This is a genomic window from Ralstonia flatus, assembly GCF_958439105.1.
Lineage (GTDB): Bacteria > Pseudomonadota > Gammaproteobacteria > Burkholderiales > Burkholderiaceae > Ralstonia > Ralstonia flatus.
The window spans coordinates 128,199-142,378 of record NZ_CAUDLI010000012.1; the positions used below are offsets into that span (position 1 = coordinate 128,199).

Here is a 14,180-nt window from a genome sequence, read left to right on the forward strand (position 1 = left end):
TCAGCCATCGCGCGCAAAACATGTCGTTTGTCGCAGTGCCGCGCGGTTCGTAGAGTGGGCACACCTCCACTCATCAACGATTCAACATGACTCGTCTGCTACATCTCGATTCCAGCGCCCGGCCGGGCAGCTCGGAGACTTCGCGCCATGGCTCGCACACGCGCAGGCTCTCGGCGCGCTTCGTGCAGCGCTGGCTTGAGCATGAGCCCGACGCGCAGGTCGTCTATCGCGACATCGGGGCCGAACCGCCAGCCCCCGTGGATGCCCGCTGGGTCCATGCCGCGTTCACGCCGCCCGCTCAGCGCGAACCGTGGATGCACGACCGGCTTGCGCAAAGCGATGCACTGATCGACGAATTGCTGGCCGCCGACGTGATCGTGGCCGGCGTGCCGATGTACAACTTCGGCATGCCCGCGCAATTCAAGGCGTACATCGACAACATCGTGCGCGTTGGCCGCACGTTCGGCTTCGACCGCAGCCGACCGGGCGAGCCCTATTGGCCGCTTCTGGCCGGCATGAACAGGCGCCTCGTCATCCTCAGCGCGCGCGGCGATTTCGGTTACGGCCCCGGCCAGCGCATTGCGCACCTGAACCACGTCGAGGCCGGCGTCGCCACGGCATTCGGCTACATCGGCATCACCGATGTGGCATCCGTCGCCGTCGAATACGACGAGTTTGCCGACGAGCGGTTACGCGCGTCCATCGCATCGGCGGAAAACGACGTCGATGCACTGGTCGCGCAGATGGCGGCCGCCGTGGAAGCGGCTTAGTCGATCAGCCGCCCGTCCGGCTCGAAGAACGGATGCGGGCCATCGAATTGCCCCACGTAGGCGAGGTGGCTCACCAGGCCCTGCCCCGGCACCCACGCGTGCACCTTGTAGGCGGGCGGTTCCATGACGAAGCCGGGCTCGCCGTCCGGGTCGAGATCCAGCGCCACCTGATGCGCCGGCGACGGGCAAGTCGAGGCCACGGTCCCGGCAAACCGCACGTCAATGGAGCGATGCAGATGGCCGCAGAGGATGCGCTCGACGTTGCCGGCGGCACGCACGATCTGCGCGAAAGCCGGGATGTCTTCGGGGGCGAGCGATTGCACGTCCATGTGGCCGATGCCCGTGGCAAACGGCGGATGATGCATCGCGATAACGGTCGGGCGTTGCGTTTCATGCGCCAGCGCCTCGGCCAGCCAATCCAGGCGCTGCACGCCCAGGCGACCGCCCGGATGGCCGGTGTCCAGCGTATCGATCACGATCAGGCGAACGTCGCCAATGTCGGTCCAGTACTGGAAAGCGCGTGTGTCTTGCGCATCGGCCGGAATGGGCCCGAGCCAATCGGCAAAGGCTTCGCGGGCGGCGTCGCGGCCGTCGTGGTTGCCGAGCACCGGCAGCATGCGGATGCCGGCCGCATCGAGCGGCGCCAGCACCGCGCGCAGGTGCGCATATTCCTCGGGCGCACCGGCGTCGACCAGATCGCCGGTCAGGACGATGGCGTCCGGTTTCTCCGGCTGCGCCAGGATATGGGCCACGCAGCGCGCCAAATACGCCGCCGAATCCACGCGCCGATAAGCCAGTCGCCCCGGGCGCTTGATATGAAGGTCGGTCAGTTGCAGGAAGTGCATCGGCATCAGGCTGGCAAGGTCAGGAGACGGTCTGCCGGGATATCGAAGCCGACCGCATGGCCCGGCGCAAAGTGCTGGCGGCCGGGCACATCGATAAAGAGCGGCGTGGCGGAGACACCCGCCACGCGCACGCGCGTGCGAAAGCCCAGGAACACCGCCGACTCGACCGTGCCCTTGAGCGCCGCCTGTGCCGGGTCGGCCAGCACGGCGTCTTCGGGGCGGAAGAAGATGGCATTGCCCTCGCCGGCCGGCACGGGTACGCGACCGCCCGCGCAGACGAATGCGCCATTCTCGCGCGTGCCGTCGAGCCGGTTCATGATGCCGATGAAGTCCGCCACGTGCCGGTTGGCCGGCTGGAAGTAGATCTCGCGCGGGGTGCCGATCTGCGCAATGCGGCCGGCTTCCATGACGACGATGCGGTCGGCCAGCGCCATCGCTTCTTCCTGGTCGTGCGTCACGTAAATCGTCGTGATGCCGAGACCGCGCAGCAGGCGGTCCATCTCGGCGCGCACGGATTCGCGCAGCTTGGCGTCGAGCGCCGTGAGCGGTTCGTCGAGCAGCAGCACGCGCGGTTCGGGCGCCAGCGCGCGCGCCAGGGCCACGCGTTGGCGCTGCCCGCCGGAAAGCTGCGCCACACCGCGATCCGCATAGGGCGTGAGGTGCATCATCTCCAGCAGCGTGTTTGCCCGGGCGCTGATCTGCGTGTCGGACAAGCCGTTCTGCCGGCGCTGGATGCGCAGGCCGTATTCCACATTGCCGCGCACGCTCAGGTTGGGGAACAGCGCGTAGTTCTGGAACACCATGCCGACGCGGCGGCGCTCGATCGGGCGTGCGGTCACGTCTTCATCGCCAAAGTGCACGGTGCCGCCGGCATCCGGCGCCTCCAGCCCCGCAACGATGCGCAGCGTGGTGGTCTTGCCGCAGCCCGAGGGGCCGAGCAGCACGACGGTCTCGCCGGCGGCGATGTCGAGGTCCATCGACTCCAGCACGCGCTGGCCGCCAAAGTGTTTGCCGCAGCCACGCAGCCGGATCGGCACGGGCGCGAGATGTAGAGGTTCGGTACTCATCGGGAAGCCTTTCCGTTGTTCACCCGCAGGCCGCCAAAGCGCTGCATCAGCACCAGCAGCGGCACGATCATGACGAAGAAGATCAGCGTGTAGGCGCTGGCGATTTCCAGACGCATCGACGCATAGGTATCGGCCAGGCCGACCGGCAGGGTCTTGGTTTCGGGCGTGTGCAGCATCCAGGTGAGGTTGAACTCGCCCACCGAGAGCGTCACCACCGTCAGCGCGCCGGCCAGGATGCCGGGCTGCACGTTGGGCAGCACAATCGTCCGAAAACGCTGCCAGAACGACGCGCCCAGGCTGGCGGCGCCCTCTTCCAGCGTCTTCAGGTTCTGGCCTGCCGCCACGGCTGCGACCGAGCGCACCATGAACGGCAGCGTGAACACCACGTGCCCGACGACGATGAACCAGAGGCTCTCGCGAAAGCCGCCAAAGCCACCGTAGGCCACGATCAAGCCTAGCGCCGTCGCCAGGCCCGGCAGCGCCACGGGCAGCGTCACCAATTCTTCGATCAGGCGGCTTGCACGGCTCTGACGCCGCGCCAGTACATAGCCCGCCGGCACGCCGGCCGCGAGCACGATCACCAGCGTGCACAGCGCTACCAGCAGCGACATCCAGATCGACGCGTGATACATGTCCCACACCTGGGCGACCCAATCCAGCGTCCAACCGCTCTTGAAACCGCGCATGTAGTTGCGCGTCAGGCCCACGGCCATCGACAGCACAACCGGCACAATCAGGAACAGGCACAGCAGCAGCGTGATGAGCCACTGCGAAAGAGAAAGCATGCGTTTCATCCTGCCGCCTCGCCAGGGTTGTCGTTCATCGCTCTGCATTGGTGTCGGCGGCCGGCAGCATTCGCGGACGCGCGCATCCCTGCTGCGCGGGGCCCCTGCTTGCTGCTCATGCTGCCGCCCCCGTCGGGCTACCACTCGCCGTACGCGCAATCGCCAGCACCAGCCACGTCACCACGCCCAGCACCACTGACAGCGCCGCTGCCATCGCAATGCCGGCGTTGAGCGTGAACTCGGTATAGATCGTCATCGGCAAGACGTCGATATCGGTGGCGAGGGTGAAGGCGGTGCCGAATGCCCCCATCGACGTGGCAAAGCAGATCGCGCCCGAGGCGATCAGCGCAGGCGCCAGCCCCGGCACCAGCACATCGCGCGTCACCTGCCACGACGATGCGCCCAGCGAGCGCGCCGCCTCTTCCAGTGAACGATCGAGCTTTTCCGCCGCCGCCATCACCGTCAGCACCACGCGCGGGATCGAGAAATACAGGTAGCCGAGAAACAGCCCGCCGATGGAATACGCGAAGACCCATTTCTCGCCGACGAGCTTGTGCGTGACGTCGCCCAGCAGGCCCTGGCGCCCGGCCAGCAGGATCACCATGAAGCCGACCACCACCCCGGGAAATGCCAGCGGAAACGTCAGCATGGCGGTAATCATCCGCTTGCCCGGCACGTTGTGACGCACGAGGAACAGCCCGGCGATGGTCGAGAGGATGAGCGTTGCCAGCGTGACTGCCGCCGACAGCACCACCGTCGAAAACAGGCTGCCCAGATAGCGCGACGTGGTGAGCGCCGCTGTGTAGGTGGCAATCACGCCTTCGCTGCCGCTCACACGCAGCAGCGCCGCCATCGGCAGCAGCCAGAACGCGCAGAACAGCGCGACGGCCGGTGCCAGCAACGCCACCCGCCACCGAGCGGGCAACACCGCATCGTCGGGCAAGGTGGTTCGGGTGACGGTGCTCATGCTCAGCGGACCTCGTTCAGGTAGCGCGTGCCAAACGCTTGCTGGCCGGCTGCCATCTTGTTGAAGTCGACCGTCTTGGCGCGGGCGTATTCGCTGGCCGGCAGGAAGCGCGAGGCGGCCTCCTTGCTCATGGCATTGGCGCGCACGGGGCGCAGGTAGGCGTTGGCCCACAGCGTCTGGCCTTCGTCGGACAGCACGAAATCCAGCACCTTCTTGGCGTTGTCGGCGTGCGGCGCACCGGCGGTCAGGCTCATCACGTACGGCACGGCAATGGTGCCTTCCTGCGGAATCACGAATTCCACGTTCGCGTGATCCTTGTACTTGGCGCGGTAGGCGTTGAAGTCGTAGTCGAGCAGGATGGGGATCTCACCGGCCACGACGCGCGCGTAGGCGGTCTGCTTCGGCACGATCGGCGCGTTCTTCTTCAACTGCTTGAACCATTCGACGGCGGGGCTGAAGTCGTCAAGCGTGCCGCCCAGGGCCTGGTTGACCGCCACGGCGCCCACGTAGCCGACGAAGGCGCTGCTCGGGTCCAGGTAGCCGACCATGCCCTTGTATTCGGGCTTGAGCAGGTCTTTCCAGGAGCGCGGCACGGGCTTGCCTTCCAGCGCATCCTTGTTGACGAAAAAGCCCAGCGTGCCGGAGTGGATCGAGAAGAACGCACCGTCCGGGTCTTTCATGCCGGCCGGGATGTCTTCCCAATGCTTGGGCTTGTAGTTGGCGACCAAGCCCTTTTCCTTGGCCTGATACGCAGACGTGATGCCCAGGTAGGCCACGTCAGCCACGGGGTGCGACTTCTCGGCCAGCATCTGCGCGATGGCCTGGCCGGAGTTCTTGTTGTCGAACGGCACGGTAATGCCGGTCTTGTCCTTGATGGCCCTGATCTGGCTGGCCCAGTCGGCCCATTCGGGCGGGCAGTTGTAGCAGATGGCGACTTGCTGGCCGGCCGGCTGTGCCTGCACTGGCGAAGCCACGGCGAACGCGCCGGCAGCCACGAGGCCGCACACGCGCAGCCATTGAACGAGACGTTTCATCGAGACGCTCCTTGCGTATCAGACGTGAGGGAAGAAACAACGGAGAGAGACGCTTCCGCCGGCGCACGGGCCAGCGTGCCGCCCGCCAGCAAGCGGTGCGGCAACGTAATCGAGGGCACCACCTCGCCGGCGATGCGGCGGGCCAGTGCGGTGGCCGCGTCGGCGCCGATCCGGCGATGCGGCTGGGCCACGGTGGCCAGCGTCGGCGAAAGCCATTGCCCCATCGCGAGGCCATCGAAGCCGACCACGCTCACGTCTTCGGGCACGCGGAGGCCCATCTCGCGCAGCGAGCGGATGGTGAGCAAGGCAAGGCGGTCGTTGCTGCAGAAAATGGCGGTCGGGCGTGGCGGCGCCAGCAGGCGGGCCAGCTCGGCCGGCAGCATGGCATCGGCGTTGAAATCAATTTCGACGGGCGGCTGCGGTGCAATGCCGGCCGCTTCCAGCGCTTCGCGGTAGCCGTCGTGGCGCAGGGCCGCACGGTCCGACGCCGCCAGCGTGCCCGTCAGCATGCGGATCTGGCGGTGGCCCTGTGAGAGGAGCGCGCGAATGGCGTCGCGTGCGGCGGCGCGGTTGTCGACGGTCACGCAGCAGCGGGCGGGAATGCGCGCCTGGCCGACCGTGTCGTTGTAGACCAGCACGTAGGGCACGTGCTCGGCGTCCAGGCGATCGAGGTGCGGGTTGGCAGCGGCATCGCCCACGGTCAAGATCAGGCCGTCGACGCGCTGCTCGAGCATGGTCTCGATGGCGCGGGCTTCACGCTCGCGGTCGTAGGCGGTGGTCATGAGCATCACGCGCTGGCCCGTGATGGACGCGGCTTCCTCGATGCCCTGCATGCATTCGGCAAACACCGGGTTGGCCAACGACGGCAGCACAACGCCCAGCAGGCCCGTGCGCTCGGCGCGCAGTTGGCGGCCGAGCGCATTCGGGCGATAGTGCAGCGCGTCCATGGCGGCCTGCACCCGGGCCAACGTCGAGGCACTCACCCGCTCCGGCGTGTTGACTGCCCGCGACACGGTGGCAATCGAAATGCCGGCATGTGTCGCGACATCCTTGATGCTGCTGCCCACTGCGCGCCCCTTGGAATTTGTAAACGTTTACATCCTAGGTGGCCGCAGTGACTGTTTCATGACAATCGATGCTGCGGTGCAGCCATCGTCGCAACGCAGCATCGCCGGTGTTGCGCATGGCAAAGTTACAAAGCTCGCATATGCTTCTTACGAACATGGGCAAGCGGGGTGCGTCATTGCGTGCGCCGCGGCATGGCCCAGTTGCTGCTGTGCTGTCCTCGCTGCCTGCTCTGGAGACCCCATGCGCGTATCGCCCGTTCTTGATGTGCCGACCACCGCCCTGCCCGCGCTGATGCAGCACTACGGCGTGGTGCGAGCGCAATCGCTGGCCCTGGCTGCGCCGCTGTCCGACGCCGACGCCACCGTCCAGTCCATGGACGACGCCAGCCCCACCAAATGGCATCTCGCCCATACGACGTGGTTCTTTGAAGAATTCATCCTCGGCCCCAACGTGCCGGGCTATCGCTCGCCCGATGCGCGCTACCGGTACCTGTTCAATTCGTACTACGAAACGGTTGGTGCGCGGCATCCGCGCCCGCGCCGGGGCATGCTCACACGCCCCACTCTCGACGAGGTGCGCGCCTATCGCGGCCATGTCGATGCGGCCATGCAGCGCTTGCTGGCCGGCGGCGTATCGGACGATCTTGCCCGCCTGGTGACCCTCGGCCTGCACCACGAGCAGCAGCACCAGGAGTTGCTGCTGACCGATCTTCTCCACCTGTTTGCGCAGAACCCGCTGTGCCCGGCCTATGCCGAGGCGCCCGCAGCACGCGTGCATGCGGCCGCGGCGCAACCGGGTTGGGTCAGTTTCCAGGGCGGTGCCGTGCAGATCGGCAAAACCGAGACAGGAGCCGACACCGATTTCATGTTCGACTGCGAAGGCCCGCGCCACACCGTCTGGCTGGAGCCCTATGCGTTGGCCACGCACCCTGTCACCAATCGTGAATGGCTCGCCTTCATGCAGGACGGCGGCTATCGGCAGCCAACGCTGTGGCTGTCCGACGGTTGGGCGTGGGTGCAGCGCGAAGGCATTGATGCCCCGCTCTACTGGCGCGCCGGCATGGACGAGGCCGAGGGGTGGCAGCAGATGTCGCTGCAGGGCCTGCAGCCGGTGGATCTGGACGCGCCGGTCGCGCACGTCAGCTTTTACGAGGCAGATGCCTACGCCCGCTGGGCCGGCGCCCGCCTGCCGACGGAAGCCGAATGGGAGCACGCCGCCGAGGGCCTGCCCGTGCAAGGCAACTTCGCCGGCCGGGGCGCGCTACGCCCGCTGCCTGACCACGGCATCGCCGAGGCCGGCAGCCTGCGTCAATTGTTCGGTGATGTGTGGGAATGGACTGCCAGCCCTTATGGCCCGTATCCGGGCTTCGAGCCGGCCGAAGGCGCGGTGGGCGAATACAACGGCAAGTTCATGTGCAGCCAGATGGTGCTGCGCGGCGGATCGTGCGTGTCGCCCGAGGGGCATCTGCGGGCGATGTATCGCAACTTCTTCTATCCGCACCAACGGTGGCAGTTCACCGGAGTGCGGCTGGCGCGGCGGGCGTGACGCGCATCACGCCCGGCGCCGGCGCTGACGACGTGCCGGGCCGTTCGGGCTGCGTCTAGCGGTTGCTGTCAAACAGCATGTTGGTCGGCGTGCCGATCGTATCCTGCCTGGCCGGGCTAGGCGCCGCCGCGCCGCGTTTTGCGGGCGGCATCGGCGTCGGCACATCCGGCGCTGCAGGCTTGGCAGGCTGCGAGACTGCGGCCGCAGGCGCCGGTGCTGGAGCGGGCTTGCCGGATTGCTCCGCCAGCTTGCGCCGGCGCGATTCCAGCCCCGCAGCAATCTCATCCTGGTGATACCGCTTGGCGAAGTCGATCACGTCCATCTTCTGCTGGTTGCGCAGGTTCATGTCGGCGCCCTCGTCCAGCAGCAGCTTGACGGTCGTGATGTGCCCGCCCATGGCCGCCATCATCAGCGGCGTGGTCGCGTTGGGGCTTTCGGCATCGATATAGGCCGCGTGGTCGAGCAGGTATTTGACGATGTCGTCATACCCGTTGGTGGCGGCGTAATGCAGCGCGGTCCAGCCGGTCTTGTTGACCTCCACGTCGTACGTTTCCACCATCAGCTTCACCATGGGCAGCAGGCCCTGGTAGGCAGCCATCATCAGCGCGTTTTCGCCTGCGGCGTTGGTGCGCTCGAAATCGATGTTCTTGGCGCGGATGAGCGCCTCGGCCACCTCGATGTTCTTCTCCTTGAGCGCATCCACCAGCAGCGGCGTGCCATCGCGGGTCTTCAGGTTCGGGTCGACGCCCTGCGCGACATATTTCTGCACCAGCGCCGGACGGTTGTATTCGACGGCGTTGCGCAGATCGTCCTGCGGCGTGGCGAGTGCGACACCCGACAACGCTATCGTCAACGCACCAGCGAGGGCGATTTTGTTCATTGCGTGCTTCAAGTTATCGCGGTATCGCATTGAATAGATTGAAGAAATTCTCGGTGGTAACGCCGGCAATCCGCTCCAGCGGTTCGCCGCGCAGCGTTGCCAGGAATTCGCCCACGTGGCGCACGTACGCCGGCTCGTTCGTCTTGCCGCGGAACGGCACCGGCGCCAGGTACGGCGAGTCGGTCTCGATCAGCATGCGGTCCAGCGGCACCTTCTTGGCGGTTTCCTGCAGGTCGACGGCATTCTTGAACGTCACGATGCCCGAGAACGAGATATAGAAACCGAGGTCCAGCGCGGCCTTGGCCACGTCCCAGGTCTCTGTAAAGCAGTGCATGACGCCGCGCGCGGCCTCGGCGCCTTCCTCGCGCATGATCGCCAGCGTGTCGTCAGCCGACGAGCGCGTGTGGATCACCAGCGGCTTGCCGGTCTGCTTCGACGCGCGAATGTGCGTACGAAAGCGATCGCGCTGCCACTCCATGTCGGCCACGGTGCGGTCGCCCAGGCGGTAGTAGTCGAGCCCGGTTTCACCGATACCGACCACGCGCGGATGATCGGCCAGCGTCAGCAGACGCTCGAGCGTGGGCTCTTCAATGGACCGGCCTTCTTCAACGTCCGCCTCGGCATCGGGATGCACGCCCACGGTGGCGTACACGTTCGACTCCTGCTCGGCGATCTCGAGCACGCTCGGGAAGTCTTCCAGCGTGACGGAAATGCACAGCGCGTGGGTGACGCGGTTCTCGCGCATGCGCGTCAGCAGCTCAGGCAGGCGCGCGCGCAAGTCGGGGAAATTGATGTGGCAGTGGGAATCGACAAACATCGAATAATCAGAAAGTTACGGCGCAAACTTCGTGCGCCGTATCAGGTAAAAATCAGAGGGTTTGGGTAGGCCGCTGTGAGTTGATCTGCTTGCCCAGCACTTCTTCGATCACACGGCGCAACACGCGGCACTGCTCATCTTCGCCAAGATGTACGCCAATGCCCGGCGTCTTGGCCGGCGTGCCTACTGGCGTGATCCAGGCCACCTTGCCGGCCACCTGATACTTCTGCGGGCGGTCCAGCAGCGACAGCACGAGGAAGACTTCCTCGCCAATCCGGTAAGGGCGCTGCGTCGGCACGAAGATGCCGCCGTTCTTGAGGAACGGCATATACGCGGCATGCAGGCCGGCTTCATCCTTGATGGCCAGCGAGACGATGCCCGGACGGGTCGGTGCGCCTGAGGCCGTGCCAGGCGCGGCGGGGGTACCGGGAGTGACGGGAGTACCGGGCGTACGAAGAGGTGCAGTGCTCACAGGATGTCCACAAAGTGCAAACGTTCAGGTGCAGGTTCGGATTCAGGCAGCGGGAAACAGCTGTCGGTAATCCATCAACAGGCTTTCGATGACAAGCCGCGCGGCAAGCGGGTGCTGCTCGGTGCGGCGCCGCTCCGGCAAGGCACGCGCAAAACGTTCCAGGCGATCCAGCGGGATGGTATTTGCGCAACGTTGCAGCGCATCGCGTTGCCCCGGGAAATAACGCGGACGCCCCGCCAGCCGTGCCGCCATCAGGTCAAAGACCCACCGGTGCATGGTACTGAGAACGGCAGGCACCGACAATTTCTGTAAATGATCTGCCGTGGCGAGTGCGTCCAGCTTTGCGCCCTGGCCGAGCTGTTCGAGCAGGAATTGCAGCAGGGGGCGGTCTTCGGACTCGGCGGCGGCCAGCGCGGCCAGCGGCGCATTGCCGAACTCGGCCAGCAGGTTTTGCGCATGCGGCACGCCTTGCTGCTCCAGCCACTGGCGCGCCGCCTCGGGCTGGGGCGGCTGCAGCGGAAATTGCCTGCAGCGCGACAGGATGGTCGGCAGGATGCGGTCGATGCGATCCGTCACCAGCAGGAAGACGGTGTTCTGCGGCGGCTCTTCGAGCGTCTTGAGCAGCGCGTTGGCGCCTTCGGTCTGCAACGCGTCGAGCGGATACAGCACGACCACCCGCAACCCGGCGCGGTGCGTGCCGACCCCCACCCCTTCGATGAGGTTGCGGACCTGCTCCATGCGGATGATCTTGCTGGGTGCCTTCTTCTTGCCGTCGGCGTCCTTCTCTGTCTCGGGCGCGTCTTCCATTGCTTCAGGACGCACGAGATGGAAATCCGGATGGTTGCCCTGCGCAAACCAGTTGCACGCCGCGCACGTGCCGCACGGCTGGCCGTCGGCCGCCGGCGTATCGCACAGCAGGCTTTGCGCGAAATGCATGGCGAAATCGCGCTTGCCGGTACCAGCCTGGCCGTTGAGCAGAATCGCATGCGGCAACTTGGCCCGCATTGCTTGCAGACGAGACCAGTCAGCGGATTGCCAGGGATAAAGCATCATGAATCAATGGGTTGCGTTAGATTGTTGATGCAGAAACTCGTCGTGAAACCATTATTTCCGTATCCGAAATTGCCTGCAGAATCAGAGCGTTGCAAGCACATTCTCTAAGTCTTTCTGGATATCGGCGCGCTCGCGGTTGGCGTTGATCACGACAAATCGATCCGGCTCGGCTGCCGCGCGACGCAGGTATTCGGCACGCGTGCGCAGGAAAAACTGCGCGGACTCGGCTTCGAACTTGTCCGGCGTACGGGCATCGGCCAAGCGTGCAGCGGCAATTTCGGGCGCGAGGTCGAAGAGGATGGTCTTGGTCGGCTGCAGGCCCCGCTGCACCCAGTGCTCCAGCACCTCCAGCCGGTCGATCGCCAAGCCCCTTCCCCCGCCCTGATAGGCGAACGTGGCATCGGTGAAGCGGTCGGAGATGACCCAATCGCCGGCGTCCAGGGCCGGCTGAATCACTTCGGCAATGTGCTCGCGGCGGCCGGCAAACATCAGCAGCGCTTCGGTTTCCAGGTGCATGCGCTCGTGCAGCAGCACTTCGCGCAGCCGCTCGCCCAGCGGCGTGCCGCCCGGCTCGCGGGTGACGACCACCTTTTTGCCCAGGGGCGCGAGTTTCGCCTGCAGTTGCTGTGCAAACCACGCCAGGTGCGTGCTCTTGCCTGCCCCGTCGATGCCTTCGAATGTGATGAACTTGCCGGTCATGGTTGGCCGCGCTGATATTTGTTGACGGCCCGGTTGTGGTCCGTCAGGTTGGTCGAAAACTGGCTGCTGCCGTCGCCGCGCGCCACGAAATACAGCGCGTCGGACGACGCCGGGTTCAGCGCCGCCTGCAGCGACGCCATGCCCGGCAGCGCGATCGGCGTGGGTGGCAGGCCGGTCCGCGTGTAGGTGTTGTACGGCGTGTCCGTCTGCAGGTCGCGCTTGCGCAAATTGCCGTCAAAGCTGGCACCGAGGCCGTAGATGACCGTCGGGTCGGTCTGCAGGAGCATGTTCTTGCGCAGGCGGTTGACGAACACGGCGGCGATCATCGGGCGCTCCAGCTTCTGGCCGGTCTCCTTTTCGATGATCGAAGCCATGGTCAGCGCCTCGTACGGCGTCTTGTATGGCAGATCCTGCGAGCGCTTGGCCCAGGCGTCGTTCAGGCGCTTCTGCATGGCCTGGTAGGCGTGGCGATACAGCTCCACATCGCTGCTGCCGCGCGCAAAGAGGTAGGTGTCGGGAAAGAACAGGCCTTCGGGGTTGGCCTCCGGCGCGCCGATCTTGCGCATCAGGTCTGCATCCGACATGCCCGCCGTGTCGTGCTTGAGCGCAGGCTCGGCGTCGACCACCGCCCGCATCTGCCGCATCGACCAGCCCTCGATGACGGTGACGACGTAATGCGTGACGTCGCCGCGCGCCATCTTGTCCAGGATCGACATGGGCGTCGCGCCGGTTTCCAACGCATAGCCGCCGGCCTTCAGGCTCTTGGCGTTGCCCGTGGCGCGCGCCAGCAGCGAAAACAACTGCGGCTGCACGCCCACCCCGGCATTGGCCAACTGCTTGCCCACCGAGATCACGCTCGAGTTCGGTTTGATCACCACCTCCAGCGGCGACGCCGCCAGGCTCACCGGTTGCTGGGCCCACCACACCACGCCGCCTGCCGCTGCCAGCACAATCAGGATGGCCAGCAGGACCAGGCGCTTGAGAAAAGAGAGCATTCTGTTGCGAATCTGTGTGAGGAACCGGCCGACACCGGCGATTTCCGCACTCTTGAAATGGATAGACAGGGCACAAGCTGCCCTTCAGACAGCCCAATATAATACCGGGTCAATCTCAGGCCGCCCCCGCACCATGAACGATGTCTTCCACGATTTTGTCGATACGCTGAGCTTTCCCCCGCTCGACGTGCAATTTGATGCCGCTACGCGCGGCAGCGTGCTCTGCGCGCCGACCGATCTGGCGCGCATCGCCGTCGAAGGCGCCGATGCCGCCGAGTTTCTCCATAACCAGTTGACCAACGCCGTCACGGGCCTGGGCCTGAACCAGGCGCGCCTGGCGGGCTATTGCTCGCCCAAGGGACGCCTGCTTGCCACGCTGCTGGTGTGGCGTCAGGCCGATACGGTCGTGCTGCAGACCGACAAGGCCATCGCGCCGGCGCTGACCAAGCGCCTGTCGATGTTCGTGCTGCGCGCCAAGGCCAAGCTGCGCCCGATGGACGAGTTCATCGCCATCGGCGTCGCCGGGCCCAACGCGGCGGACGCGCTGCGTGAGGCCGGTGCCGTGTTGCCGGAGCCGGATGCCGTCAATGCGGTGGCGCAGCAGCCTGCCACGGTCGGCCAGCAATTCGGTGCGGTCGTGCGCCTGCCGGATGCCGGCGGCCGCCCCCGCTATCAATGGATGGTGCATGCCGAGCACTTCCAGGACGCCTGGAAGACCCTGTCGTCGCGCCTGTCGCTGGTCGGCACCGAGGTGTGGGATTGGCTGAGCCTGCAAGCAGGTGTGCCGCACATCACCTTGCCCACCCAGGAGCAGTTCGTCCCGCAGATGGTGAACCTTGAGCTGCTCGGCGGCGTCGATTTCCGCAAGGGGTGCTACCCCGGGCAGGAAGTCGTGGCGCGCAGCCAGTATCGCGGCACGCTCAAGCGGCGCATGCAGCGCGCGCACGTCAACGCCCCCACCTCGGCCGGCGCCGAGGTCTACAGCGCCGCCGATCCGAACCAACCGTGCGGCATGGTGGTCAACGCAGCCATGGCGCCCGACGGCGGGACCGACCTGCTCGTCGAGTTGAAGCTGGACGCGCTCGACACCGCGATCCATCTCGCCACGCCGGACGGCCCGGTGCTGACGTTGCAAGCGCTGCCGTACGTCATTCCCGTTTCAGAAAACGCCTGATACCGCCCC

At 66.0% G+C, this 14,180-nt stretch carries 15 protein-coding genes; 3 read left to right on the forward strand and 12 right to left on the reverse strand.

Going from position 1 to position 14,180, the window contains the following annotated elements:
- Nucleotides 1–86: 86 nt before the first annotated feature.
- Nucleotides 87–770 carry an FMN-dependent NADH-azoreductase gene (locus R2676_RS23255; RefSeq protein WP_206272108.1) on the forward strand — a complete coding sequence of 228 codons (684 nt, stop codon included), beginning with the start codon at nucleotides 87–89 and terminating at the stop codon, nucleotides 768–770.
- Here R2676_RS23255 and R2676_RS23260 read toward each other — a convergent pair.
- The 6 genes from R2676_RS23260 to R2676_RS23285 form a co-directional block, all read right to left on the reverse strand.
- Nucleotides 767–1,615: a phosphodiesterase gene (locus R2676_RS23260; RefSeq protein WP_206272117.1), complete on the reverse strand. Its 849-nt coding sequence runs from the start codon at nucleotides 1,613–1,615 to the stop codon at nucleotides 767–769. The genes R2676_RS23255 and R2676_RS23260 overlap by 4 nt on opposite strands.
- 5 nt (nucleotides 1,616–1,620) lie before the next feature.
- Complete coding sequence (locus R2676_RS23265; protein ID WP_206272107.1) at nucleotides 1,621–2,682, reverse strand: ABC transporter ATP-binding protein; 1,062 nt, start codon at nucleotides 2,680–2,682, stop codon at nucleotides 1,621–1,623.
- On the reverse strand, nucleotides 2,679–3,476 hold the full coding sequence (locus R2676_RS23270) for an ABC transporter permease (RefSeq protein WP_206272106.1): 798 nt from the start codon (nucleotides 3,474–3,476) through the stop codon (nucleotides 2,679–2,681). Before R2676_RS23270 ends, R2676_RS23265 begins: the two co-directional genes overlap by 4 nt.
- A 106-nt stretch (nucleotides 3,477–3,582) precedes the next feature.
- Nucleotides 3,583–4,434 (reverse strand): ABC transporter permease, encoded by an 852-nt coding sequence (locus R2676_RS23275; RefSeq protein WP_206272105.1) that lies wholly within the window; start codon nucleotides 4,432–4,434, stop codon nucleotides 3,583–3,585.
- Nucleotides 4,435–4,436: 2 nt separating this feature from the next.
- Entirely contained in the window at nucleotides 4,437–5,468 is a 1,032-nt protein-coding gene (locus tag R2676_RS23280) for an ABC transporter substrate-binding protein (protein WP_206272104.1), read from the reverse strand.
- A complete protein-coding gene (locus tag R2676_RS23285) occupies nucleotides 5,465–6,535 on the reverse strand; it encodes a LacI family DNA-binding transcriptional regulator (protein ID WP_206272103.1) in 1,071 nt (356 codons plus the stop codon). The genes R2676_RS23280 and R2676_RS23285 overlap by 4 nt, the downstream gene beginning before the upstream one ends.
- Nucleotides 6,536–6,776: 241 nt before the next feature.
- Between R2676_RS23285 and egtB the strand changes: the two genes are divergently transcribed.
- A complete protein-coding gene (egtB, locus tag R2676_RS23290) occupies nucleotides 6,777–8,081 on the forward strand; it encodes an ergothioneine biosynthesis protein EgtB (protein WP_206272102.1) in 1,305 nt (434 codons plus the stop codon).
- Nucleotides 8,082–8,136: 55 nt separating this feature from the next.
- Here the strand turns inward: egtB and R2676_RS23295 are convergent, their stop codons facing one another.
- From R2676_RS23295 to mltG, 6 genes are all read right to left on the reverse strand, one after another.
- The gene (locus R2676_RS23295) at nucleotides 8,137–8,991 is read right to left on the reverse strand and encodes an ankyrin repeat domain-containing protein (protein WP_206272101.1); all 855 of its coding nucleotides are present in this window, start codon (nucleotides 8,989–8,991) and stop codon (nucleotides 8,137–8,139) included.
- Entirely contained in the window at nucleotides 8,975–9,778 is an 804-nt protein-coding gene (locus R2676_RS23300) for a TatD family hydrolase (RefSeq protein ID WP_206272100.1), read from the reverse strand. The genes R2676_RS23295 and R2676_RS23300 overlap by 17 nt, the downstream gene beginning before the upstream one ends.
- Before the next feature lie 52 nt (nucleotides 9,779–9,830).
- Nucleotides 9,831–10,250 (reverse strand): PilZ domain-containing protein, encoded by a 420-nt coding sequence (locus R2676_RS23305; RefSeq protein ID WP_004626896.1) that lies wholly within the window; start codon nucleotides 10,248–10,250, stop codon nucleotides 9,831–9,833.
- A gap of 42 nt (nucleotides 10,251–10,292) precedes the next feature.
- Nucleotides 10,293–11,303, reverse strand: coding sequence for a DNA polymerase III subunit delta' (locus R2676_RS23310; protein WP_206272099.1), 1,011 nt, complete (start codon nucleotides 11,301–11,303; stop codon nucleotides 10,293–10,295).
- An 81-nt stretch (nucleotides 11,304–11,384) separates the two neighbouring features.
- On the reverse strand, nucleotides 11,385–12,002 hold the full coding sequence (tmk, locus tag R2676_RS23315; protein WP_206272098.1) for a dTMP kinase: 618 nt from the start codon (nucleotides 12,000–12,002) through the stop codon (nucleotides 11,385–11,387).
- Nucleotides 11,999–12,997 carry an endolytic transglycosylase MltG gene (gene mltG, locus R2676_RS23320; RefSeq protein WP_206272097.1) on the reverse strand — a complete coding sequence of 333 codons (999 nt, stop codon included), beginning with the start codon at nucleotides 12,995–12,997 and terminating at the stop codon, nucleotides 11,999–12,001. The genes tmk and mltG overlap by 4 nt, the downstream gene beginning before the upstream one ends.
- 133 nt (nucleotides 12,998–13,130) lie before the next feature.
- Here mltG and ygfZ point away from each other — a divergent pair, with 133 nt between their 5' ends.
- Nucleotides 13,131–14,171, forward strand: a complete 1,041-nt coding sequence (gene ygfZ, locus R2676_RS23325) for a CAF17-like 4Fe-4S cluster assembly/insertion protein YgfZ (RefSeq protein ID WP_206272096.1) — start codon at nucleotides 13,131–13,133, stop codon at nucleotides 14,169–14,171.
- Nucleotides 14,172–14,180: the final 9 nt, after the last annotated feature.

What these genes read in the sequence shown, in the direction of transcription:
- R2676_RS23255 (WP_206272108.1), top strand. Translation starts at nt 87, where the DNA reads ATGACTCGTCTGCTACATCTCGATTCCAGCGCCCGGCCGGGCAGCTCG.
- R2676_RS23260 (WP_206272117.1), bottom strand. Translation starts at nt 1,615, where the DNA reads ATGCACTTCCTGCAACTGACCGACCTTCATATCAAGCGCCCGGGGCGA.
- R2676_RS23265 (WP_206272107.1), bottom strand. Translation starts at nt 2,682, where the DNA reads ATGAGTACCGAACCTCTACATCTCGCGCCCGTGCCGATCCGGCTGCGT.
- R2676_RS23270 (WP_206272106.1), bottom strand. Translation starts at nt 3,476, where the DNA reads ATGAAACGCATGCTTTCTCTTTCGCAGTGGCTCATCACGCTGCTGCTG.
- R2676_RS23275 (WP_206272105.1), bottom strand. Translation starts at nt 4,434, where the DNA reads ATGAGCACCGTCACCCGAACCACCTTGCCCGACGATGCGGTGTTGCCC.
- R2676_RS23280 (WP_206272104.1), bottom strand. Translation starts at nt 5,468, where the DNA reads ATGAAACGTCTCGTTCAATGGCTGCGCGTGTGCGGCCTCGTGGCTGCC.
- egtB (WP_206272102.1), top strand. Translation starts at nt 6,777, where the DNA reads ATGCGCGTATCGCCCGTTCTTGATGTGCCGACCACCGCCCTGCCCGCG.
- R2676_RS23295 (WP_206272101.1), bottom strand. Translation starts at nt 8,991, where the DNA reads ATGCGATACCGCGATAACTTGAAGCACGCAATGAACAAAATCGCCCTC.
- R2676_RS23300 (WP_206272100.1), bottom strand. Translation starts at nt 9,778, where the DNA reads ATGTTTGTCGATTCCCACTGCCACATCAATTTCCCCGACTTGCGCGCG.
- R2676_RS23310 (WP_206272099.1), bottom strand. Translation starts at nt 11,303, where the DNA reads ATGATGCTTTATCCCTGGCAATCCGCTGACTGGTCTCGTCTGCAAGCA.
- tmk (WP_206272098.1), bottom strand. Translation starts at nt 12,002, where the DNA reads ATGACCGGCAAGTTCATCACATTCGAAGGCATCGACGGGGCAGGCAAG.
- mltG (WP_206272097.1), bottom strand. Translation starts at nt 12,997, where the DNA reads ATGCTCTCTTTTCTCAAGCGCCTGGTCCTGCTGGCCATCCTGATTGTG.
- ygfZ (WP_206272096.1), top strand. Translation starts at nt 13,131, where the DNA reads ATGAACGATGTCTTCCACGATTTTGTCGATACGCTGAGCTTTCCCCCG.